The organism is Streptomyces sp. SID5464, from assembly GCF_009862985.1.
In the GTDB taxonomy this organism is placed as follows: domain Bacteria; phylum Actinomycetota; class Actinomycetes; order Streptomycetales; family Streptomycetaceae; genus Streptomyces; species Streptomyces chartreusis_D.
Genome location: NZ_WWIQ01000058.1, coordinates 1 through 21256, shown reverse-complemented (window position 1 = coordinate 21256; position 21256 = coordinate 1). Strand labels below are relative to the sequence as shown.

The window sequence follows — 21256 nt, the reverse complement described above, 5'->3', positions numbered from 1 at the left end:
CGTGAAGAAGGGCAACGACATCACGGTGGGCCTGCTGCTGCCCGACCGGGACACGGCACGCTTCGAGAAGTTCGACTACCCCCTGATCAAACAGGAGGTCGCCTCCCTCACCGAGAACCAGGGCAAGGTCAAGTACGCCAACGCCGAGGCGAGCGTGTCCAGACAGAGCGAGCAGTTCCAGCAGATGATCGACGACAAGGTCGACGTCATCCTGGTGGACGCGCTGAACTCCAAGACCATCGCGTCGGATGTGCGCAAGGCCAAGGACGCCGGCATCCCGGTCATCGCCTACGACCGGCTCGCCGAGGGTCCGATCGACGCGTACGTCTCCCACGACAACGAACTCGTCGGGCAGGTGCAGGGCCGCGCCATCGTCGGGGAGCTCGGCGACAAGGCCCAGAAGAGCAAGGTCGTCATGATGAACGGCGACCCAGCCGACCCGAACACGGCACGGTTCAAGGACGGGGCGCTCAGCGAGCTCCAGGGGCAGGTCGACATCGTCCAGCAGTACGACACCAAGGAGTGGAAGCCCTCGATCGCCAAGGCCAACATGAAGAAGGCGATCCGCACCGTCGGGCTGAACAACATCGCCGCCGTCTACTCCGCCAACGACGGCATGGCGGGCGCGGTCATCGAGGCGCTGAAGGAGGCGGGCGCCACGAAGATCCCGCCGGTGACCGGGCAGGACGCCAACCTGGACGCGGTGCAGCGGATCGTGTCGGGGGAGCAGTACATGACCGTGTACAAGTCGTTCCTGCTGGAGGCGACGAACGCCGCGAAGATCGCCGTGGCCAAGGTCCAGGGCCGCTCGATCGAGTTCGCCGCGCTGACCCGGGAGACCGTCGACAGCCCCACGGAGAAGGACATCCCGGCGATGCTGGTGCCGGTGGTCGCCCTCACCAAGGACAACATCAAGGAGACGGTGATCACGGACGGGGTCTACACCGTCAAGGACATCTGCACCGCGAAGTACAAGGCGGACTGCCAGGCGATCGGTCTCGAATAGCGGGCGCCGGCGAACACGGTATTGGAACCTTCAGTTCAAAACTGTTAGCGTCCCTGCCATGGCCCGGCCGAGGAAGTTCGACGAGGAGCGGGCCCTGGACGCGGCGATGCGCGTGTTCTGGGAGCGGGGCTACGAGGCCACGTCCACCCAGGATCTGTGCGACGCCACCGGTCTGGGGCGCAGCAGCATCTACAACACCTTCCGGAGCAAGCACGACCTGTTCGAGCGGGCCCTCGCCCGCTACCTGGACGCCATGACGGCGGTTCAGACGGCGGTCCTGGACGACGCGGAGCGGCCCGCCGCCGACCGGGTGCGCGCTCTGCTCGCCAACGTCGTCGAGAGTGAGACGGAGTGCCGGATCGGCTCCGGGCGGGCCCTCGGCTGCCTGGGGGTCAACACCGTGGTGGAGCTGGCCGCGCGTGACCCCGAGGCGGCCGCGATGCTGGAGCGCGACACCCTGCGGCGCCTCGCCGTCTACCGGGCCGTGATGGAGCAGGGCCGGCGTGACGGCAGCATCACCTCCGCGCGTGGCCCGGAAGCACTCGCCCGGTTTCTCAACGCCACGGTCGCCGGCCTGCGTGTCTCCAGTCAGGGCGGTGCCGGCCGGGCCGACCTCGAAGTGATCGTCGAGACCGCCATGGACGCGCTGGTGTCCTGAACCCGCCCGAGGGAGACCTCGGGCTCTGTCATGGCCCAGTTTTGAACTGATCAATACATAACTCTTGAACCGAGCAGCAGAGGAGCCTCCCGTGCCCCGTGCCGTATACATCCTGGCGCTCGGCATCTTCGCCATGGTGACCAGCGAGTTCGTGGTCGCCGGGCTGATGCCGCAGATGGCGGAGGGCCTGCACGCCACCGTCCCCCAGATCGGGTACCTGATCACCGCCTTCGCCGTGGCCATGTCGGCCGGCGGACCCTTCCTGACCATGGCGGTGACGAAACTCGCGCCACGCACCGCGCTGATGACCCTCTTCGCCGTCTTCCTGACCGGCAACGTCCTGGCCGCGACCGCACCCGGTTACGCCGTGATGACGGCCGCCCGGATCATCACCGGCGTGGCCTCGCAGGCCTTCTTCGGCGTCGCCGTCTCGCTGTGCGTCCAGCTCGCCCGCCCGGAGGTGCGCGGCCGGGCGATCGCGGTGGTCATGAACGGGCTGATGCTCGGCACGCTGCTCGGCCTGCCGCTGTCCACCCTGGTCGGTGAGCGGTTCGGCTGGCGCGCGGCGTTCTGGGCGATCTCGGCGCTGGCGCTGGTCGCCGCGGCCGTGACCCTCGCCGGTGTGCCCCCTCTGGAGCGCGCGGGGAGCGGCGGCTCGCTCCGCGAGGAGCTCGGCGTCTTCCGGAACTCCAAGCTGTGGCTGGTGCTGCCCACCAGCACGCTGATCATCGGCGCGACGTTCTCCGCCTTCAGTTACCTCAACCCGATCCTCACCGAGATCACCGGCTTCTCCACCGGCACCGTCCCCGCCCTGCTGATCGCCTACGGAGCCGCCACCGTCATCGGCAACACCGTCGTCGGCCGCCTCGCGGACCGTCGGACCGTGCCCGTCCTCGCCGTCGGCCTCTCGCTCAACGCGGTGTTCCTCGCGGGGTTCGCGCTCCTCGCCGACCTGCCCGTCCCCGCCGTCGCCTGCATGCTGGGCATCGGACTGGTCGGCGTCACCATGAACCCGGCGATGGTCACCCGCGTCCAGCGGGCCGGCAACGCGGGCCCGCTGGTCAACACCGTCCACTCCTCCTTCATCACCCTCGGCGTCATCCTGGGCTCCTCCCTCGGTGCCGTCGCCATCGACGTCTGGGGCCTGCGCGCCACCCTCTGGCTCGGTGCCGGCATGGCCGTCCTCGGGCTCACGACACTGCTGCCCGAGTTCACCTCCGGGCGGTCCGGAACGCCCGCGGAGCACGCTCAGCCCGACCGACGTCCGGCCCACGCCGGGTCCGCGTCCCGCGACCGGATCTGAACTCGCCCCGACCGCATGGCTCTTGACTTCGCAAGGCCCGCGCGCGACAGTCCCCACCCCTTCGCGTTCCTCATCGGGCTGGAGCGGCCATGACCACGAGCACGAACTCCGCGGGGACTCCCAAAGCCCCGTCCCGAAGACGAGTCCTGGCCGGCGCCGCGGGTGCCGGCCTCGCGGTCGCCGCCGGAGTGCAACAGGGCGCCCACGCCGCCGACCTACCCCCGCTCGGCACGTACGACGTCGTCGTCGTCGGCTCCGGCGCGGCCGGGATGACCGCCGCGCTGACCGCCGCCGGGCAGGGGCTGAGCTGCGTCGTCGTGGAGAAGGCCCCGACCTTCGGCGGCTCGACCCCCCGCTCCGGTGCCGGGATCTGGATCCCGAACAACCCGGTCATCCTCGCGGCCGGTGTCCCCGACACCCCGGCCAAGGCCGCCGCCTACCTCGCCGCCGTCGTCGGCCCGGAGGTCCCCGCCGACCGGCAGCGCGCCTTCCTCACCCACGGCCCGGCGACGATCTCCTACGTCATGGCCCACAGCCCCCTGCGCTTCCGCTGGATGGAGGGCTACAGCGACTACTACCCCGAGCTGCCCGGCGGACTGCCGAACGGCCGCTCCATCGAGCCGGACCAGCTCGACGGCAACCTCCTGGGAGCCGAGCTGGCACACCTGAACCCGCCGTACATGGACGTCCCCGCGGGCATGGTGGTCTTCAGCGCCGACTACAAGTGGATCGCCCTCGCCGCGGTCAACACCCGGGGCGCGGCCGTCGCCGCCCAGTGCCTCGCGCGGGGCACGAAGGCGGCGCTCCTCGGCCAGAAGCCGCTGACGATGGGCCAGGCACTGGCAGCGGGCCTGCGCGCGGGGCTCTCGTCGGCCGGGGTCCCGGTATGGCTGAACACGCCTCTGACGGACCTGCACGTCGAGAACGGCAGGGTGACGGGAGCCGTCGTCACCCGCGACGGCGCTCCCGGCCTGGTCCGCGCCCGCCGGGGCGTGATCGTCGGCTCGGGCGGATTCGAGCACAACGCCGCCATGCGGGACCGATTCCAGCGACAGCCCATCGGCACCGAGTGGACCGTCGGGGCGAAGGAGAACACCGGCGACGGCATCCGGGCGGGGGAGCGGCTGGGCGCGGCGCTCGACCTGATGGACGACGCCTGGTGGGGGCCGGCCATCCCCGCCCCCGGCGAGCCCTACTTCTGCCTCGCCGAACGCACCCTGCCCGGCGGGCTGCTGGTGAACGGCTCCGGCCGACGCTTCGTCAACGAGGCCGCCCCCTACAGCGACGTCGTCCACACCATGTACGACGTCCACGACACCGACCCGGCCATCCCGTCCTGGCTGATCGTCGACCAGAACTACCGCAACCGCTACCTCTTCAAGGACGTCCTGCCGGCCCTGCCCCTCCCCGACGCCTGGTACGACTCGGGCGCCGCGCACAAGGCCTGGACCCTGGACGCCCTGGCCGCGTCGATCGGCGTCCCGGCGGCGGCCCTGCGCACGACGGTCGACCGCTTCAACGCCCAGGCACGGCGGGGCGAGGACCCCGACTTCCACCGCGGTGACAGCGCCTACGACCACTACTACACGGACCCGTCGGTCCTCCCGAACCCCTGCCTGGCCCCCCTCTGGCTACCCCCTTACCACGCCTTCCGCATCGTCCCCGGCGACCTCGGCACGAAGGGCGGCATGCGGACGGACGCCCGGGCCCGCGTCCTGCGCCCCGACGGCTCGGTGATCCCGGGCCTGTACGCGGCGGGCAATGCCAGCGCGGCGGTGATGGGCCACAGCTACGCGGGCGCGGGCTCGACGATCGGGCCGGCGATGACGTTCGGGTACATCGCGGCGCGGGATGTCGCGGGGGTGTCGTAGGCGGACAAGTGGTACCGGCGCTGCGCTGGCACGGCCAGGAGATCGGCTCGGGACATCGGCTCAGGAGATCGGCTCCGGGGGCTTGCGGGCCACGAGGCTCGCCTGGGCGACCGGCTCGCCGCGTGTCTCGTCCGGCTCGCGCACGGTCCGTGCGCGGAGGGTGAAACCGGCGGCTTCCAGCAGGGCCGCGATGTGCTCCGGCCGGCGGCGGCGGAAGGTCAGGGCCACCGAGTGGCCGAAGGCCTGCTCGTAGTGACGGGGCTCGTCACCGCACTGGAAGCCGAGGAGGAGGTGGCCGCCGGGACGCAGGACGCGGTGAAAACCGGCGAAGAGGGCGGGCAGGTGCTCCTCGGGTGTGTGGATGGTCGAGTACCAGGACACGACACCGTCGAGCGAGCCGTCCGGAAGGTCCAGCTCCTGCATCGAGCCCTTCTCGAACCGCAGGCCCGGGTTCTCGCGGCGGGCGATCGCGAGCATCGACTCCGACAGGTCCAGTCCGAACACCGACAGCCCCCGGGACGCCAGGAACGCCGTCACCCGCCCGGGCCCGCACCCCAGGTCGGCGACCTCGCCCCCCTCACCCACGAGCTCCGCGAATCCGTAGAGCACGCCCAGATCCAGCGGCATCCCAGCCCCCAGGTCACGGAAGTGGACGGCGTACTCCTCGGCGACGGTGTCGTAGAACCTGCGAGTCTCGATCAGGAAGTCAGCATCGGCCATGGCAGCAGACCCTAGCGCGAGCGCCGATCGACAGGCCCGTGGCCAGAATTCACCGGGAATTCATCGGGTGGCAGGGCCGGAAAAGGCAGGAGCCCCGCTGCCTGACGGCGCGGGGCTCCTTGGGTACTACTGATCAGACCGGCGTGACGTTCTCAGCCTGCGGGCCCTTCGGACCCTGCGTGACGTCGAAAGACACCTGCTGGTTCTCCTCGAGGGACCGGAATCCGGTCGCATTGATCGCGGAGTAGTGGACGAAGACGTCGGGGCCGCCGCCCTCCTGGGCGATGAAACCAAAGCCCTTTTCGGCGTTGAACCACTTAACGGTTCCGGTAGCCATAAGCCCTCCTTGGGCTCAAAAGGGTTGCCCTGCTCCAGAACCAGCAAGTGTGAAGATGAATTCTGCACAACTGCATACGTCTGAGAATGACGAGAGCCCGCGGTCACATGCTCCGCAGGCTCTGTACTGCAAGGGAAACCAAACTGCAACTTGCGACGAGCCTAGCACGCAGGCCCCGGAATGCAATAGGGGTCAAGATCACGTCACCCGAATGTTTGAACACGCTCCGCCGACTGGCGGCGAAGGCGCCGACCGCCGGTCACGGGCCCACGGCGGGGCCGGACGCGGCCCCCTACGCCATGAGGGCTAGCCTCACGATGTGGACAATCCTCGCACCCGGCCGCGCGTCGGCCACATCCAGTTCCTGAACTGCCTGCCCCTGTACTGGGGGCTCGCCAGAACGGGCACGCTCCTCGACTTCGAGCTCACGAAGGACACCCCGGAGAAGCTCAGCGAGAAGCTGGTGCAGGGCGAACTCGACATCGCCCCGATCACCCTGGTCGAGTTCCTCAAGCACGCCGACCAGCTGGTCGCCTTCCCCGACATCGCCGTCGGCTGCGACGGCCCGGTCATGTCCTGCGTGATCGTCTCGCAGGTCCCGCTGGACCGGCTGGACGGCGCCCGCGTCGCCCTCGGCTCGACCTCCCGCACCTCCGTGCGCCTCGCCCAGCTGCTCCTCGCCGAGCGCTACGGCGTCCGGCCCGACTACTACACGTGCCCGCCCGACCTGAGCCTGATGATGCAGGAGGCCGAGGCGGCCGTCCTCATCGGCGACGCGGCCCTGCGCGCGAACATGCTCGACGGGCCGCGCTTCGGCCTGGACGTGCACGACCTCGGCACGCTGTGGAAGGAGTGGACGGGCCTGCCGTTCGTCTTCGCGGTCTGGGCGGCGCGCCGCGACTACGCGGAGCGCGAGCCGGTCATCACGCGCAAGGTGCACGAGGCCTTCCTCGACTCCCGCAACCTCTCCCTGGAGGAGGTCGGCAAGGTCGCCGAGCAGGCCGCCCGCTGGGAGGACTTCGACGAGGAGACCCTCGCCCGCTACTTCACGACGCTCGACTTCCGCTTCGGCGGCCCGCAGCTGGAGGCGGTCGCCGAGTTCGCCCGCCGGGTCGGCCCCACGACCGGCTTCCCCGCGGACGTGAAGGTGGCCCTGCTCCAGCCCTGAGCGGGCCCGCGCTCGCGCACTACTCTGCTGGGGAGTGCGCGCCTACGGGGTCCGGCGAGGGCCTGCGGGCGCCTACGGGGGAGGGGTGACGCCATGCGGCCGCTCGACGTCGACGAACCGACCGTCGTCGGGCCCTACCGGCTGCTCGGCCGGCTGGGCTCCGGCGGCATGGGCCGGGTCTACCTGGGCCGCAGCGCCGGCGGCCGTACCGTCGCGGTCAAGATCGTCCATCCGCACTTCGCACTGGACGAGGAGTTCCGGGCCCGGTTCCGCCGCGAGGTGGAGGCCGCGCGCCGGGTCGGCGGCGCCTGGACGGCACCCGTCCTGGACGCGGACCCGGACGCCCGGGTGCCGTGGGTGGCGACGGCGTACGCGGCGGGCCCCTCGCTGTCGGCCGCGGTCACCGAGGGCGGCGCGCTGCCGGCCCACACCGTACGGGCACTGGGGGCGGGGCTGGCCGAGGCGCTGGCGGCGGTGCACGAGCTGGGCCTGGTGCACCGGGACGTGAAGCCCTCGAACGTACTGCTCACGCTCGACGGCCCGCTGCTGATCGACTTCGGCATCGCGCGGGCCACGGACGGTACGGCGTCCCTGACGTCCACGGGCGTGTCGATCGGCTCGCCCGGCTACATGTCGCCCGAGCAGATCCTCGGCAAGGGCGTCACGGGCGCGGCGGACGTCTTCTCGCTCGGCGCGGTCCTGGCCTACGCGGCGACCGGCGAACCACCCTTCCCCGGGGACTCCTCGGCGGCCCTGCTCTACAAGGTCGTCCACGAGGAGCCGGAGCTCGGCGGGCTGGACGGACCGTTGCGGGAGCTCACGGCGGCCTGCCTGACGAAGGATCCGGCCGCGCGGCCTGCCCCCGCCGAGGTGGCCCGGCGGTTGGCTCCCGAGGGCGCGGCCAGGCTGGTGGCGGGCGGGTGGCTGCCGGGGGCGCTGGTCGAGCAGGTGAGCCGGAGCGCCGTGCAGTTGCTGAACCTGGAGGCGACCGGACCAGGGGCCGGGGGCCCCTCGGGGCCGGTCGGTTTCAGCAGCCCGTCCGTGGCCGCACCAGAGGGTCCGGCAGTGGAGTCGGTGGAATCGGTGGAGTCGTGGGGGCCGTCGGGTCCGGCCGGGGCCGCGACGGCCGGCGTCTTCGGGCCGCCGCCGGTGATGCCCACGCCCCCGGCCCCCTCCGCCGCCGTACCCGCACCCCGGGACGGCGGTCCGCAGGACGACACCGCCCCACCGCCCACCGGCCGGCGCCCCGGCAAGGTGTCCGTCTCCGTGGCGGCGACGTCCACGCCGGAGGGCGGCGGACGGGTGCGGAGGCTGAGCTGCACCGTGGCGCTGGCGGTCGCCGGGGCGATGGCCGCCGTGACGATCGGCTCGGTGCTCGTGTTCGACCTGCTGCCGGGCCGGACCTCCGACGACGACACGAGCGACTCCGGCGCGGGCACCGACTCTCCCCCTGCGGCGACCGCGAGCTCCGCCCCGTCCGGCGCCGTGCCCGCCGCGTACCTCGGCACCTGGGAGGGCCAGGGCAGCGCCCTCGACGGCAGGCTGCCCCTCGGCACGTTCCGGATCACCGTCGAACGGGCGGCCATCGGAGAGGAGCTGGGCCGACTCCGCCAGACCGACCAGATCGGCGGCGTCTGCGTCGACGTACTGACCCTGAAGCAGGTGACGAAGAAGGAGCTCGTCGCGACGTCGGTGGGCGCGAAGACCAACCACAGCGGCTGCAACCCGGCCCCCACGACCGTGCGCCTCAGCCCGGTGGGCGACGACCTCCAGTACCGCTCGGAGAGCGAGGAGTCGGGTCGTCCTCAGGCTCGGATGTCGAAGGTGCGGTAGCGGAGGACCGACCGCTGTACCTGACGAGCAGGGTGACCAGCAGCGCGGCCGCGGCGAGCGTGGCGACGAGACCGACGGCCCACAGCCACGGGTAGTGCACATGCACCCAGCAGGGCCCGCCCTCGCTGTAGCAGTCGTAGTCCCAGTCGCGGCGCCGCTTGGGCCGTGTGGTCCCCACGATCACCCCGGCGACCAGGTACCCCGCCGCCAGCCCGGGCAGCGAGGCGGCAGCCCAGGCCAGCGAACGCGGCTTGCTCTTCTTCCAGTTCATCCGGGTCAGGGGCCAGGCCCAGGCGAGGAAGACCAGTGGTACCAGTGCCCCCACGGTGGCGGCGAAGGCATACGCGCCGCGGGGCCACGCGGCGGCGAAGCCGCTCCAGAGGTCGTCCCCCCAGTACATGTCGAAGAAGTACAGCGGCGTCAGCAGGACGAAGACGCCGGGGATCACCGCACAACCCACGGCACATCCCCAGTCCGGCTTCTTCAGCCGCCCGGCGGCGGGCCGGCCGGGCCGGTGCTTGTACCGCAGGGCGGCCTTGGCTGCCTCTCTCCGCTTCGGCTTCGCCGAACTTCCGCTCATGGCCCCTGACTCTCGCCTTGCTCAAGCGGTCACTACTGTGTCTGCGATAGCGAACACCATCAAATGTGATCAGCGCATCGCAACGCGTGACACGGGGAAGGCCCACAAATGGAGACGCTGCAGCAGGACGATCCAACGGAGTTGGGCACCTACCGTCTCCTGCGAAGACTCGGTGCCGGCGGCATGGGCCGCGTCTACCTGGCCCGTTCACCCGGTGGCCGTACCGTGGCCGTGAAGGTCGTACGTCCGGATCTGGCAGCGGATGGCGACTTCCGCGACCGCTTCCGGCACGAGGTCGAGATAGCCAAGGCAGTCTCCGGCCGCTTCACCGCCCCTGTCGTGGACGCCGACCCTGACGCGCCGTTGCCATGGCTGGCGACGTCGTACGTGCTCGGTCCGGATCTCACGGATGTGGTCGCCGCGCACGGTGCCTTGCCTGAGCGGACGGTGCGGGCACTGGCCGCAGGTCTCGCCGCTGCCATCCAGGAGGTGCACGCGGCGGGGTTGATCCACCGGGACCTGAAGCCGTCGAACGTCCTGCTGGCGGCGGATGGCCCGCGCGTCATCGACTTCGGTATCGCGCGTGCGGTGGACGGGAACCGTATGACACAGACGGGAGTCGTGGTCGGCTCACCCGGTTACATGTCACCGGAGCAGGCGCTCGGTAAGGATGTCGGCCCGGCGGGTGATGTTTTCTCGCTGGGTGCCGTGCTCGCGTTTGCGGCGACAGGCAGGGGCACGTTCGGTCACGGAGCCGTCTCGCACGCCTCGTTGCTCTACCAGGTTGTGCATGGCGAGCCCGATTTGGAGGGCGTACCGCAGCAACTGCTGGGCCTCGTACGCGCATGTCTCGCGAAGGACCCGGCGCATCGACCGGCGCCGTCGGAGATCGTGGCGGCACTCGCACCACAGGGTGTCGAGGGTGTCCTCAGCGACTGGCTGCCGTCGGCGGTGGCATCGACGATCGCCACGCATGCGGCCGGGATACTGGACTTGGAGGCACCGCAGCAGCCTCAGCCCCCGGTCGCTGCGTCCTTCGGGCCCCCACCGGCGATGGCGGGTGGGATGCCAACGTCGGCGAGCACACCGACGCCGGGGTACGGGTACCCGCCGGCCTCTGGACATGGCGGCACCCCTGCTGCCTACAGCACCCCGATGCCCGGCTACGCCACACCGCCGGGTGACGCGCAGACACCGGGACACGGGACGACCACGCCAGCCCTCGCCACCGCTCCCTCCCGCCGCCGCGTCCTCGGTCTTGCGCTCGGCGGTGCCGGCGCGGTGGCTGTGACGGGCGGAGCCGTCGCTTGGTGGCTCGGCCGGGGCGGTGACCCCTCCGGAACGGCGACCGGCAGGAGTGGCGCCGGCGGTTCCGCGCAACCAGTCGAGGAGAACTTCACCACCCCGCCGGCCGGCGTCGCTCCCCAACCTCTGTGGCACGAGCAGGCGGCGGAGGACAGCACCACCACTGACGTACCGCTCCTCATCCATGACGGCCTGCTCCTGGTCAGCGGCGATCCCTTGGTGGCGTACGACGTGAAGACCGGAAAGGCCCGCTGGTCGAAGCCTGACATCTGTGCCCCCGGCTCCCAGCTACTGTTCCGTGACGGCAAGGTGTTCCTGACCGATGGCGGCGCGGAGGGAGTCCTCGTCGCGCGGGATGTGAAGACCGGCGAGGAAGTGTGGCGCAGCCGCCTCGGCAAACAACTCGGCGTCGAGGGCACCATCGCCATCGACGACAAGAACGTGTACGTCACGGTGACCGACTACTCCAGGGCCACGAGCGCCACCGAGTACCGCACTGCGGTCGCCGCGGTCAGTCACAGCACCGGTAGAAGGGTGTGGCTGCAGCACCGAGACTGGGGCACGAAGGACTACGACGTCCAGGGCACCGTCTCCGGCAAGCACCTCGTCTACACGGACTCCAACTACAACCTCACCGTGCGCGACACCGCGACCGGTGACCAGCTGTGGACCCAGAAGATCGGCGACGACTGGGCCTGGCAGCCGACGGTCGCGAACGGCCTCGTCTTTCTGCCCGGCGAGAAGCTCACGGCGGTCGACGCGGAGACAGGCGACACACGGTGGACCCTCTCACCCAAGGGACGCCGCGGCTTCAACAACCCTGCCGTCATCGACGGCGTGCTCTATGTCAGCGACTACGACCGCGGCGTATGGGCCGTCGACGTCAAGAGCGTGAAGCGGCTCTGGCTGTGTGAGGACCAGGACCGTGGCGGGCCGGAGACCTTCGTGAGGGTCGGCATGACGCTGTACTGCGCCTCCGGACCCCTGTCGGGGGGTGTCATCGCCCTTGCTGCCAAGACCGGCAAGGTGCGCTGGACCTGGACCGACGACAAGGACTCCGGCGCCCCGTGGCAGATGGCCCATGCCGGAAACCGGCTGTTGGTGACGAACGGGCCGGAGATCTACGCGATGCCGGCAGTCTGACGCCGGGGCGCTGGGGAGCGAGGCCGGGGACTGCCATAGTCTCCGTTAGCTGAAGTTAACGAACGTGGCCACAGGGGCCGACGGGGAGGATGACCACCATGCAGATGCTGGTCACGGTCGTACGCGAAGGCGGTGAGCCGGAGGACGTCGTCGTCACCGCCGACGACACCGCCACGGCAGGCGATGTCGCGGAGGTACTGGCGCAGGCCGTCGGACAGAGCGTCGCACCGCATGGCGGTGGGACAGGGAACGTCGTGGCCATGCCCGGCACCTCACTGGCTTCGCTGCCTGGCTACGGGACGGCGGTGACCGGAGCGCCGGCGCTGTGGGCCGATGGTGTGCTGTGTGATCCGGAGGCACCGGCGGCCGGAGTCCTGCGGGACGGCATGCGCGTCTCCGTCGACAGCTCGATAGGCCCGTTGCTGCGCAAGGGTGAGCCCGTAGGACAGTACGAGTTGCGGGTAACCGGTGGTCCCGGTTCCGGACGGGTGGTCCGGCTGGGTGTCGGCGCGGCCACCGCGGGATCGGCACCCACCTGTTCGTTGCCCTTGCCGGATGCCTCGCTGCCGCCGATCGCCCTCCGGCTGACGGTCGACCTCCAGGGCAACGTCGTGCTCGCACCGGAGGCCGGCGCCAGCATCCGGCTGAACGACGATCCTGTGACGGGCGGGACTCCTTGGCCGCTCGGCGGTGTCGTACGGGTGGGTGACACGCTGCTCGTACTCGACAAGGTGGTCGAGCCGGACGCGCACTTGGCTCCGATGAGCGAGGGCGGCCTCGCCTACAACCGCCCTCCTCGCCTTTCGCCGCTGCGGCCTCGGCGGAGGCTGGCCGTGCCGGTGCCCCCCACGAAGGGGGACCGCGCGCGTTTCCAGTTCATCATGGCGTTCATGCCCATGCTGTTCGGGCTGGCCATGTACCTCTTCACCAAGCAGATCTACATGCTGCTGTTCTGCCTGATGAGCCCGCTCATGATGCTGGCCCAGTGGATCAGTGAGAACCGCGAGGGCAAGAAGAAGCACAAGACGTCCCTCAAGCAGTACAAGAAGGACCTCGCGGCCTATGAGGCCGAACTCGTCACCCTCAGCAAGGAAGAACAGCGCGCCCGGCGCGAGGACAACCCCGACCCGGCCGAGGTCCTCCTCCACGCGACCGGCCCCCGCCGCCGTCTGTGGGAGCGCCGCCTCACCGACCCGGACGCGATGCAACTGCGTATCGGGGTCGGCGCTCTGCCGTCCGACGTGGAACTCGTTTTCGCACGCGGCGGCTCGTCGCACGACGAGGAGCCCCCGGAGCCCCCGCTCCTGCCGGATGTCCCGGTCACCCTGCCCTTTGCCCGGCTCGGCGTGGTCGGTATCGCGGGGGACCGCGCCCGCGCCCTCGGCACTGCGCGCTGGCTGAGCGTGCAGGCCGCCGTGCTGCACAGCCCCCGAGACCTGTCACTGGTGTCGCTGGCTGCGACACCCGCCGCCGGCGCAGAGTGGCACTGGGCACACTGGCTGCCCCACACCAACCCCGACGAGGGACAGGACTGCGTCGCTCTGGTCGGCTTCGACTCGGAGGGCATCAGCCGCCGAGTCAACGAACTTCTGAACGAGCTGGCTCGACGCAAGGCGGCCCGCGAGCAGCACAACATGACAGGCCATCTGTATCCGGACGCCAACGTGCTCCTGATACTCGACGGGGCACGGTTGCTGCGGCGCGTACCCGGCGTTCCCCAACTCCTGGCCGAGGGCCCGCAGTACGGGATCTTCGCCCTCTGCATCGACGAGGACGAGCGGCTGCTTCCCGAGGAGTGCAAGGCCGTCGTGGCGTGGTCGCCCGACGCGGCCCATCACGTCCGGGTGCGCGGTTACGGCCTGGAGGCCGTCGGTGACGTCCTCGCCGACCAGGTGCCTTACGAATGGTGCGAACTCCTGGCCCGGTCTCTCGCCCCCATCCGGGATGTCAGTCGTGACGACGCGAATTCTGCACTGCCCACCTCGGCCCGACTGCTGAACCTGCTGAACATGCCCAACCCGGCGGGCGTCGACGTGGAGCGCATCTGGCAGGCCGGTGGTTCGACGACGTCTGCACCCATTGGGATCGCCGCCGATGGCGTATTCGTCCTGGACATCCGCCGCGACGGGCCGCATGCCCTGGTCGCCGGTACGACGGGTGCCGGTAAGTCCGAGCTCTTGCAGACGATCATCGCCTCGCTGGCGGTGGCGAATCGCCCCGACGCCCTGAACTACGTCCTCATCGACTACAAGGGCGGCAGCGCCTTCATGGACTGCGCTCGCCTGCCGCACACCGTCGGCATGGTCAGCGACCTCGACGCCCACTTGACCGAGCGGGCCCTTGCCTCGCTCGCCGCCGAGCTGCATCGCCGGGAGCGGATTCTCTTCGACGCCGCCGCCAAGGACATCGAGGACTACAACGACATCCGCAAGCTCCGCCCCGAACTGGAGCCGATGCCCCGGCTCGTCCTGGTCATAGACGAGTTCGCGTCCCTGGTCGCGGAATTGCCCGACTTCATCGCGGGACTGGTCGACATCGCACGCCGAGGCCGCTCTCTCGGCGTGCACCTGATTCTCGCGACGCAGCGTCCCGCGGGTGTGGTGAGCGCCGACATCCGGGCCAACACCAACCTCCGCATCGCCCTGCGGGTGACGGACGCCGCGGAGTCGATGGACGTCATCGATGCACCGGACTCGGGCGCGATCTCGAAGTCGACGCCAGGTCGTATGTACGTCCGTTCCGGCGCCCAGTCGCTCGTCGGTGTGCAGTCGGCCCGTATCGGTGGCCGTCGCCCGGCCACGGGGCAGACGGGGCCGAAGGCCACGCTCGTGCCCTTGCCCTGGAACGCCTACGCTCGCCCGCTGCCCAAGCGGGAAGAGGCCGAGGACGACGGCACGATGGTCACCGACCTGGCCGTCCTCGTGGACGCGGTGCGCGACGGTGCGGAGCGGATGGGCTTCGGCGAACAGCGCAGCCCGTGGCTTCCGCCGCTGGCGGAGTCCGTCACGCTGGACGAACTGTCCACTTACGGTGGCGCACCGGACACCATCCCTGGCGACGACGTGGCTCCCATCCCGTACGGCCTGATCGACCTGCCGGCGAAGCAGACCCGCATGCCGGTGTCCTTGGACCTGGTGCACGGTGAGCACACCCTGCTGCTCGGTGGCGCTCGTTCCGGCCGCTCGACGGCACTGCGCACGCTCGCCGGCTCACTGGCCCGCAACACATCCCCGCACGATGTGCACGTCTATGCCATCGACTGCGGCTCTAACGCTCTACTGCCCCTGGTGCGTATGCCGCATGTCGGCGCCGTCGTGACACGCGATGAGCCGGACCGGGTCCGCAGGCTGATCCAGCGCCTCCAGGTGGAGATCGCCCGCCGTCAGCAACTACTGGCGATGGAGGGCGCGTCGAGCGCGGCGGAGCAGCGCGCGGGAGCTTCCCCGGAGGAGCGCCTGCCCTGGATGGTTCTGCTCCTGGACAGTTGGGAAGGCTTCGCGTCGACCTTCGAGAACTACAACTACGGCCAGTTGCTGGAAGCGGCCCAGAGACTCTTCCGTGAGGGATCCGCAGCGGGCCTGAAGGTCGTCATGACGGCCGACCGCAGTGGTCTGAGCGGTCACGTCTCCTCGGCCTTCGCCGACCGACTCGTCATGCGGTTCGCCGACCCGAACGACTATTCAACGGCCGGTCTCCATGCCCGCGAGGTTCCGAAGAACATGCCGCCCGGGCGCGCCCTGCGTATCACGGACACGGGCGTGGACGAGACACAGATCGGTCTGCTGGCGCCGGATCCGGCCGGCCAGGCCCAGGTCCGCGCCCTCCGCGAGATCGCGGAGGAGGCGCGAACGCGCTACGGCCGAGTCCCGGCGGGCCGCCGCCCCCTGCGCGTCGACGCTCTGCCGACGCGCATCACAGCGTCGGAGGCGATGGCCCTGGACCCGGACTTCGTGCCGCCGTCGCCGTTGTGGGCGCTGGTCGCCGTCGGAGGCGATGAACTCCACCCCATCGGCATCGACTTGGAGGAGAACGGGCCCGGTTTTGTCATTGCCGGACCACCGAAGTCCGGCCGTTCGACTGCACTGCTGTGCGCCGCCGAGTTCCTTCTGCGAGCAGGCACTCCTCTGGTGGTCGTGACACCTCGCCGGTCCCCGCTGCGGGAACTCGAGGATCGAGAAGGGGTACTCGGCGTGCTCAACGCGGAAAGCTCGGGTGACGACCTGGAAGAGCTCCAGGACCAACTCGACGGGCGACCGTACGTCGTCGTGGTCGACGACGCCGAACTCCTCTATGACGCGCCACTGGACGAGCCGCTGGAAGGGGTCATCCGTCAGGGAGCCGATGGCGGCGTGGGCCTGCTCGCCGCCGGCACGACGGACTCACTGTCCGGCCAGTACCGGGGCTTCGCAGTCGAGGCCCGCAAGTCCCGCAACGGCATGTTGCTGACGCCGCAAAGCACGTCGGACGGCGAACTGTTCGGCATCCGATTGCCTGCGAACAGCGGTGGCGGGGCAGCCGGCAGCGGGTTGTTTGTGACTGGCGGGGCGTTCGTGCCGGTTCAGGCTGTGATGAACGTCTGACCGAGGGCCAATGACGACACAGCGGGCCCTGCTTTTTCAGATGGGGCCCGCTGTGTGGGCTCCGTGGTTACGGCTTGGTGGGACGGACGGATTTGGAGCCGGGCTCTTGCGGCTGCGCTGGATCGGGAACCAAGGAGTCCGGAGGCCAGGTTCTGCGGGGCGGCGCTGCTGCTGTTTCTTATTCATCGTGAACTGGCCATGGAAGAGCTCGGCCTGTCGAAGCCCGTGTGTCCTGCTGAAAACGCCGCCGGGGCATCCCGTACGAGGTTCGAGGACCTCGAAGGAACGCCCCGTCAGGCTGTGGCATCGGCGCGGCAGCGTCGGCTCAGGTGGCGCGCTCGATGTTGTCGGCGCTGGTGTTGGCCGACTTGCTGGCCTCGTTCAGCGTGTCGACCCACTTGTCGAACGTCGGCTTCACGTCGTGCCAGTCGTTTCGGAAGCGGTCGGCCTTGGGGCCCTTCCAGTAACCCGAGCTCCGGCTGGTGGCCGTCTCCAGAGCCTTGATGAGGCCCTGGAGGTCGGTGGCCTTCTTGCCGAAGAGCTTGGACAGCTCCCGAAGCTGAGTGAGATCTGCACCGCGATCCATGGCGATCCTCCCCGTGTCACGTTAGGTAAACGGACTATCCGTTTGCAACAGGGGACGCTACCGCACCAGACGCAGTTGCAGTCCAGCGCCTTGGGAGATGGGAGTTTCGTGTGAACGAGTGGTGTTGGCCTGGGCCGGGAGCCCGACGAAGGTCTACACGGTGCCCCAGTATGCTGAGGCTCCAGGGACAGCGGGGGAGGCTGCTATGGCAAATCCTGACATTCAGGAACTCAACCAGCGGGCCAGCCAGCTGAGGTCGCTGGCCGACCACATCGACTCGCTTGTCGATGCCGCCAAGAAGCACAGCACCATCGGGATGAAGACCTGGTCGGGCCCCAACGCGGACGACGTGCGCGGGCGGCTCAAGGGCTGGCAGACGACGTGCGGCACGGTCGCCAAGGCGCTGCGCGACGAAGCGCACAAGTGCGCGCAGGACGCCAAGGACCTGAAGGACGAGAAGAAGTAGCGGGCGCTGCCCCCGCTACGGCGAGAGGAACCTGTACCAGTGCCCTCGTACGACAGCTCCCGGGCCCGTTTCCGGCTGGCCGACCGCCACATCGCTGTGTTCGCGCACCTCTTGGATGGTGAGACGCCGCCTGAGGAGCTGTGGGAGTCACTGGTCGAGCTCCAGCGCATCGGCTTGGTAGGCGAGGAGGGAGAACTGGCTCCGGTTCTCCGCGAGCCGCTCGGCGCCCTGGCCGACCCGATGGTCATGATTCAGGTGGAGATCACGGGCGAGCACGGCGTGGTCAACCACGGTGTGGTCGTGGGTCAGGAGGCCGTGATCTCACACGACGGCTGGCCGGGCGAGGAAGAGTCTGAGTACGTCTCCATCGAGCCGAACACCCTCGTGTGGGAACTGGCCCGCAAGGTCAACCTGCATCGCGGGGAGAAGCCGGTGGAAGGCGCTCCCGAAGTACGAGTCGAGACGACCATGGGCGCTCTGGACGCCGCGTTTGTCACTCCGGAAGAGCCTGGCGCCGACGAGGACACGACCCGCGACCTCGTTCGCAAGGCACTCAGCGAGGCGGACACCAAGCTCAAGGACCCGGTCCTTGGCCAATTCCTGGATTTGGTCGTCTCCTTGAACGCCACTTGGCGCATCACCACCGCCTGGGACGGCGAACACGAGGGCCAGCGCTCCACCATGGTCCGCGCCCTGGCCGTCTGGGACTGCGGCCCCCTCGGCTACTGGATCCGCGAGCAGCCCGAAGAACCCATCATGCCGGGCCAAGTCGGCCCGGGCAGCGCGCTGGCTCTGGTGAAGTCCGACTCCGCCGAGATATGGGAGAAACTGACGGATCTGTTGCCGGACAAGGAAGAACTGCTGATCGCGGGCGAGTGAGACCGGAGTCTCGGACATGACCGAGGTGTATCCGCGTGCGAGCCGACAGGAACTGCGGCGTCGGCTCGGCACGCTGGGGGTCCTCGTCTTTCTGCCCCTGGCGCTGACCGGGTGTGCGTGGCTGGCTCAGCACCAAGGCCCACTGATGTTGGCGGGCGCGATCCTGGCCATGCTCTCGCTGGTAGTTGCCTGGGCCATGTGTGGTGCCGGACCGGGTGCGTGCGTAGCAGTCTCCGGGTTTGCCTTCATGCTCTTTGTGGGGCCGGCCATGGGCGACTACCTCCTCAACCATCGTGGCGTGCGGCACGGCGCAGTGATCGGCGACGTCAGCACGTACTGGAAGAAACACGGGGACGGCCGGGCCTGCACGGTCGTGACAACTGATACGGACAAGTCCGACGCCTACGAGGTGGACGACCCCGACGGCTGTGAGGGCGACCTCAGGGAAGGGCAGGACGTAACTCTGGTGGTCGATCCGGAAGGCTGGCTGAAGCCACGGCTGAGCAGTCGCGTCAACGGCGTTGCTCCATACCTCGTCTGGACGTCCGCAGGGCTGCTCACCGCGACGGAAGGTTTTGTACTGTACGGGCGGCTTCGGCGGCGGGGGCTGCGGGCTTAGCTCTCGGCCCCTGGGCGGAAGTCAGAACCAGTTCATGGGATTCGCCTTGGACTTGGCGATGCTCTTCCCCAGGTCTTTCGCTTTGTCACCGACCCAGCCTGCCGCCTTGCCCGCGCCCTCCTTGATGTCGTCCCAGTGCTGGACGACCTTCGCGCCGCCGTAGATGAGGCCCGTCCCCACTGCGAGACCGATGGTGACCGGGTTGGGGGCGACCATGGCCGCCGTGAGGGAGGCGTTGAAGCCGACCTCAGCAACGTCGGCGACGTATGCGGCGCCCTTCTTCTTGAAGGCGTCGACGGGGTTGCCCTGCGAAACGACGTTGGCGGCGCTGAAGCCGGTCGACAGGACGCCGCCCACGATGCCGGCGCCGCGGAGGAACCCGGCGGTCTTGGCAGCGGCGCCCAGGCCCGTGCGCAGGGCCCCTGCGCCTCGTGCGGCATTCGTGGCCTCCGCCACGGAGTTGGCGAACCGCTGGCTGTTCGCGGCCTTGGTGAACACCTTGATCAGGCTCGCGTTACCCGCGCGGGCGACAGCCTGACCGGAGTGTGTGAAACCGCCGTACATCCTGGCCGCCTGGTCGGAGCCGACCAGGAAGTCGATGACGCCGTTGGCGCGAAGCGTGTTCATCAAGGGCGTGGCGCGCACCCAGTTGTAGCCTTGGCCGATCAGGTCTCCGCGAATGCCGCTGGTGAAGGGGATACGGGAGAGGCGCTGATAGGTGGTGCTACGGCCGAAGAGCGAGCCGAGTTGACCGGGCAGCCAACTGCCCGGCGCACTCAGTGAACGCAGCTTGGGTGTCCACTTGATCAGGCCGTTCCCAGCGGACCGTATGAGTCCGCTCTCAGAGCCGCGCAGTGCCACGCCGAGCCGCGTCTTCCAGGTCCGAAGGGCGCCCGCCTTCAGAGAGTTACCCAGCAGCACCTTGGTCAGTGACGTGCCCTGGAGCGTGACGACGGCCGTGGCAGCGGTCACGGAGCCCCAGTCGCCGTACAGACCGATCATGGAGGCGATCGTCTCTTCGTGCGGCTGCAGCCCGGGGATTTGAGCTATGGCGTGAGCCTCCAGCCGCTGGATCCAGTCCGCCAGCGACTCGTCGGGCTGTCGCTTGAACTTGTAGGCGTTCGGATCGTCGCTGGCCGCGACGGAGTTGGCCAGGAGGAGAGCGTCGGGGCCGAGCCCCTCGCTCTTGTACTTCTCGATCTCCTTGGGGCTGAACCCGGCCCACATGAGTCCGGCTTGGGGGTCACCGCTTTCCAACCGGGCGAAGACGGCCCGCTTGCGCAAATCCGGTGCCGTGTCCTTGGCCCAGCCGCGCAGAGGCTTGAGCGCAGTCAACTTGCTCGTGACGCCCAGCCTCGAGGCTCTGGTGAATGCTTCATCCAGTCTGTCCTGTACCCCGCCGCGCCCGTCGAGCAGCTTCGCGAGCTGGTCCAGGTCGTCCGGATTGACCGTCCTCATGCCCACGTTTCATTCCCTAGAGCGTGTGTCCCGGAACCAGCCGGTCAAGGCTGTGGAGTCGCTGCCCCAGGCTAGGGACGAGGCCTCCCGTAAGATCGTTTGATCACCAACTCTTTACTGTATGCAAACGCGCTCTTAAGAGAAGCCCTCACTCGGCACGCTCTTCGGATGTGTTCAACCGGTACGCAGGAGCGCATATGCGAAGACGAGGCGGCGGTCCAGCCACGAGGCCCGGACCAGGAACCTGCGGTCGCCCTCGGAGGTCAGGACGAGTTCGTCGCCGGCCTTCCACTCGAGGACTCGCGACTTGGCGGGCTGGTCACCGCCCTCCGCCCCCATGTCGGCGACGGCTTGGACGACGCCCAGCAGCATCTTGCCCGCGCCGCGCTGGACCATCTCCTTGGGGCCCCCCTTTGCCCACTCGGCGCTGGTCACGATCTCGGGGTGCCCTGGCTGGGCCACGCGCCAGGTCGGCTTCAAAGCGTGCTTTAGCGGAGCGATGCGCTGAATCGTCCCGATGACCTGCCCTTGCACGTCACGCACCGCGTAGTGACGCCGTCCCTCGACGTCCTGCGGCTCGTCGACGGAGCAGAGCAGCCTGCCGCCTTCCGCGTCCTCGTACAAGCGCCGATCGTCCGCAGCCGACGACTGCGGCGGAAAAAAGGCACAGGGGGCGTTGACGCGTTGGACACCTGAGCCCTGTGGAACCCTGAAGGCACGGACACCGATCGCGGCACGCTTGCG

At 69.3% G+C, this 21256-nt stretch carries 17 protein-coding genes; 11 read left to right on the top strand and 6 right to left on the bottom strand.

What is annotated here, in order from left to right; translation table 11 throughout:
* From GTY47_RS28150 to kstD, 4 genes are all read left to right on the top strand, one after another.
* The coding region (locus GTY47_RS28150; protein WP_063738917.1) for a substrate-binding domain-containing protein at nucleotides 1-1006 on the top strand (1006 nt) is incomplete at its 5' end.
* Between the two features lie 58 nt (nucleotides 1007-1064).
* Entirely contained in the window at nucleotides 1065-1664 is a 600-nt protein-coding gene (locus GTY47_RS28145; protein WP_010043369.1) for a TetR/AcrR family transcriptional regulator, read from the top strand.
* 91 nt (nucleotides 1665-1755) lie between these two features.
* A complete protein-coding gene (locus GTY47_RS28140) occupies nucleotides 1756-2967 on the top strand; it encodes an MFS transporter (protein WP_010043367.1) in 1212 nt (403 codons plus the stop codon).
* Nucleotides 2968-3056: 89 nt separating this feature from the next.
* Nucleotides 3057-4838: a 3-oxosteroid 1-dehydrogenase gene (kstD, locus tag GTY47_RS28135; protein WP_010043365.1), complete on the top strand. Its 1782-nt coding sequence runs from the start codon at nucleotides 3057-3059 to the stop codon at nucleotides 4836-4838.
* Nucleotides 4839-4898: 60 nt separating this feature from the next.
* Here the strand turns inward: kstD and GTY47_RS28130 are convergent, their stop codons facing one another.
* Nucleotides 4899-5558: a class I SAM-dependent methyltransferase gene (locus tag GTY47_RS28130; RefSeq protein ID WP_010043363.1), complete on the bottom strand. Its 660-nt coding sequence runs from the start codon at nucleotides 5556-5558 to the stop codon at nucleotides 4899-4901.
* Nucleotides 5559-5691: 133 nt separating this feature from the next.
* Nucleotides 5692-5895, bottom strand: coding sequence for a cold-shock protein (locus tag GTY47_RS28125; RefSeq protein WP_004984723.1), 204 nt, complete (start codon nucleotides 5893-5895; stop codon nucleotides 5692-5694).
* A gap of 319 nt (nucleotides 5896-6214) precedes the next feature.
* Here GTY47_RS28125 and GTY47_RS28120 point away from each other — a divergent pair, with 319 nt between their 5' ends.
* Together GTY47_RS28120 and GTY47_RS28115 are read left to right on the top strand one after the other, a co-directional pair.
* The gene (locus GTY47_RS28120; protein ID WP_010043360.1) at nucleotides 6215-7063 is read left to right on the top strand and encodes a menaquinone biosynthesis protein; all 849 of its coding nucleotides are present in this window, start codon (nucleotides 6215-6217) and stop codon (nucleotides 7061-7063) included.
* Between the two features lie 93 nt (nucleotides 7064-7156).
* Nucleotides 7157-8896, top strand: a complete 1740-nt coding sequence (locus GTY47_RS28115) for a serine/threonine-protein kinase (RefSeq protein WP_010043357.1) — start codon at nucleotides 7157-7159, stop codon at nucleotides 8894-8896.
* On the opposite strand, the gene GTY47_RS28110 is transcribed toward GTY47_RS28115, so the two are convergent.
* The gene (locus tag GTY47_RS28110; RefSeq protein WP_029181415.1) at nucleotides 8811-9476 is read right to left on the bottom strand and encodes a hypothetical protein; all 666 of its coding nucleotides are present in this window, start codon (nucleotides 9474-9476) and stop codon (nucleotides 8811-8813) included. The two genes, GTY47_RS28115 and GTY47_RS28110, sit on opposite strands and share 86 nt — an antisense overlap.
* Before the next feature lie 108 nt (nucleotides 9477-9584).
* On the opposite strand from GTY47_RS28110, the gene GTY47_RS28100 reads away from it, so the two are divergent.
* Together GTY47_RS28100 and GTY47_RS28095 are read left to right on the top strand one after the other, a co-directional pair.
* Nucleotides 9585-11924, top strand: a complete 2340-nt coding sequence (locus GTY47_RS28100; protein ID WP_010043354.1) for a serine/threonine-protein kinase — start codon at nucleotides 9585-9587, stop codon at nucleotides 11922-11924.
* 98 nt (nucleotides 11925-12022) lie between these two features.
* Nucleotides 12023-16504 carry an FtsK/SpoIIIE domain-containing protein gene (locus tag GTY47_RS28095; RefSeq protein WP_010043353.1) on the top strand — a complete coding sequence of 1494 codons (4482 nt, stop codon included), beginning with the start codon at nucleotides 12023-12025 and terminating at the stop codon, nucleotides 16502-16504.
* 325 nt (nucleotides 16505-16829) lie between these two features.
* Here the strand turns inward: GTY47_RS28095 and GTY47_RS28090 are convergent, their stop codons facing one another.
* Nucleotides 16830-17090: a WXG100 family type VII secretion target gene (locus tag GTY47_RS28090; RefSeq protein ID WP_010043351.1), complete on the bottom strand. Its 261-nt coding sequence runs from the start codon at nucleotides 17088-17090 to the stop codon at nucleotides 16830-16832.
* 205 nt (nucleotides 17091-17295) lie between these two features.
* Here GTY47_RS28090 and GTY47_RS28085 point away from each other — a divergent pair, with 205 nt between their 5' ends.
* The 3 genes from GTY47_RS28085 to GTY47_RS28075 are packed head-to-tail and all read left to right on the top strand — an operon-like array spanning nucleotide 17296 to nucleotide 19054.
* Nucleotides 17296-17556, top strand: a complete 261-nt coding sequence (locus GTY47_RS28085; protein ID WP_010043348.1) for a hypothetical protein — start codon at nucleotides 17296-17298, stop codon at nucleotides 17554-17556.
* 39 nt (nucleotides 17557-17595) lie between these two features.
* Nucleotides 17596-18435 carry a hypothetical protein gene (locus tag GTY47_RS28080; RefSeq protein WP_010043346.1) on the top strand — a complete coding sequence of 280 codons (840 nt, stop codon included), beginning with the start codon at nucleotides 17596-17598 and terminating at the stop codon, nucleotides 18433-18435.
* A 16-nt stretch (nucleotides 18436-18451) separates the two neighbouring features.
* On the top strand, nucleotides 18452-19054 hold the full coding sequence (locus GTY47_RS28075) for a hypothetical protein (RefSeq protein WP_010043344.1): 603 nt from the start codon (nucleotides 18452-18454) through the stop codon (nucleotides 19052-19054).
* Nucleotides 19055-19075: 21 nt separating this feature from the next.
* Here GTY47_RS28075 and GTY47_RS28070 read toward each other — a convergent pair whose 3' ends face one another.
* Complete coding sequence (locus GTY47_RS28070) at nucleotides 19076-20512, bottom strand: hypothetical protein (protein ID WP_010043341.1); 1437 nt, start codon at nucleotides 20510-20512, stop codon at nucleotides 19076-19078.
* Nucleotides 20513-20686: 174 nt separating this feature from the next.
* A complete protein-coding gene (locus GTY47_RS28065; protein WP_010043339.1) occupies nucleotides 20687-21136 on the bottom strand; it encodes a hypothetical protein in 450 nt (149 codons plus the stop codon).
* Nucleotides 21137-21256 lie beyond the last annotated feature (120 nt).

Coding starts and splice junctions, on each gene's coding strand:
- GTY47_RS28145 (WP_010043369.1), top strand. CDS start 1,065: ATGGCCCGGCCGAGGAAGTTCGACGAGGAGCGGGCCCTGGACGCGGCG.
- kstD (WP_010043365.1), top strand. CDS start 3,057: ATGACCACGAGCACGAACTCCGCGGGGACTCCCAAAGCCCCGTCCCGA.
- GTY47_RS28130 (WP_010043363.1), bottom strand. CDS start 5,558: ATGGCCGATGCTGACTTCCTGATCGAGACTCGCAGGTTCTACGACACC.
- GTY47_RS28125 (WP_004984723.1), bottom strand. CDS start 5,895: ATGGCTACCGGAACCGTTAAGTGGTTCAACGCCGAAAAGGGCTTTGGT.
- GTY47_RS28115 (WP_010043357.1), top strand. CDS start 7,157: ATGCGGCCGCTCGACGTCGACGAACCGACCGTCGTCGGGCCCTACCGG.
- GTY47_RS28110 (WP_029181415.1), bottom strand. CDS start 9,476: ATGAGCGGAAGTTCGGCGAAGCCGAAGCGGAGAGAGGCAGCCAAGGCC.
- GTY47_RS28100 (WP_010043354.1), top strand. CDS start 9,585: ATGGAGACGCTGCAGCAGGACGATCCAACGGAGTTGGGCACCTACCGT.
- GTY47_RS28095 (WP_010043353.1), top strand. CDS start 12,023: ATGCAGATGCTGGTCACGGTCGTACGCGAAGGCGGTGAGCCGGAGGAC.
- GTY47_RS28090 (WP_010043351.1), bottom strand. CDS start 17,090: ATGGATCGCGGTGCAGATCTCACTCAGCTTCGGGAGCTGTCCAAGCTC.
- GTY47_RS28085 (WP_010043348.1), top strand. CDS start 17,296: ATGGCAAATCCTGACATTCAGGAACTCAACCAGCGGGCCAGCCAGCTG.
- GTY47_RS28075 (WP_010043344.1), top strand. CDS start 18,452: ATGACCGAGGTGTATCCGCGTGCGAGCCGACAGGAACTGCGGCGTCGG.
- GTY47_RS28070 (WP_010043341.1), bottom strand. CDS start 20,512: ATGAGGACGGTCAATCCGGACGACCTGGACCAGCTCGCGAAGCTGCTC.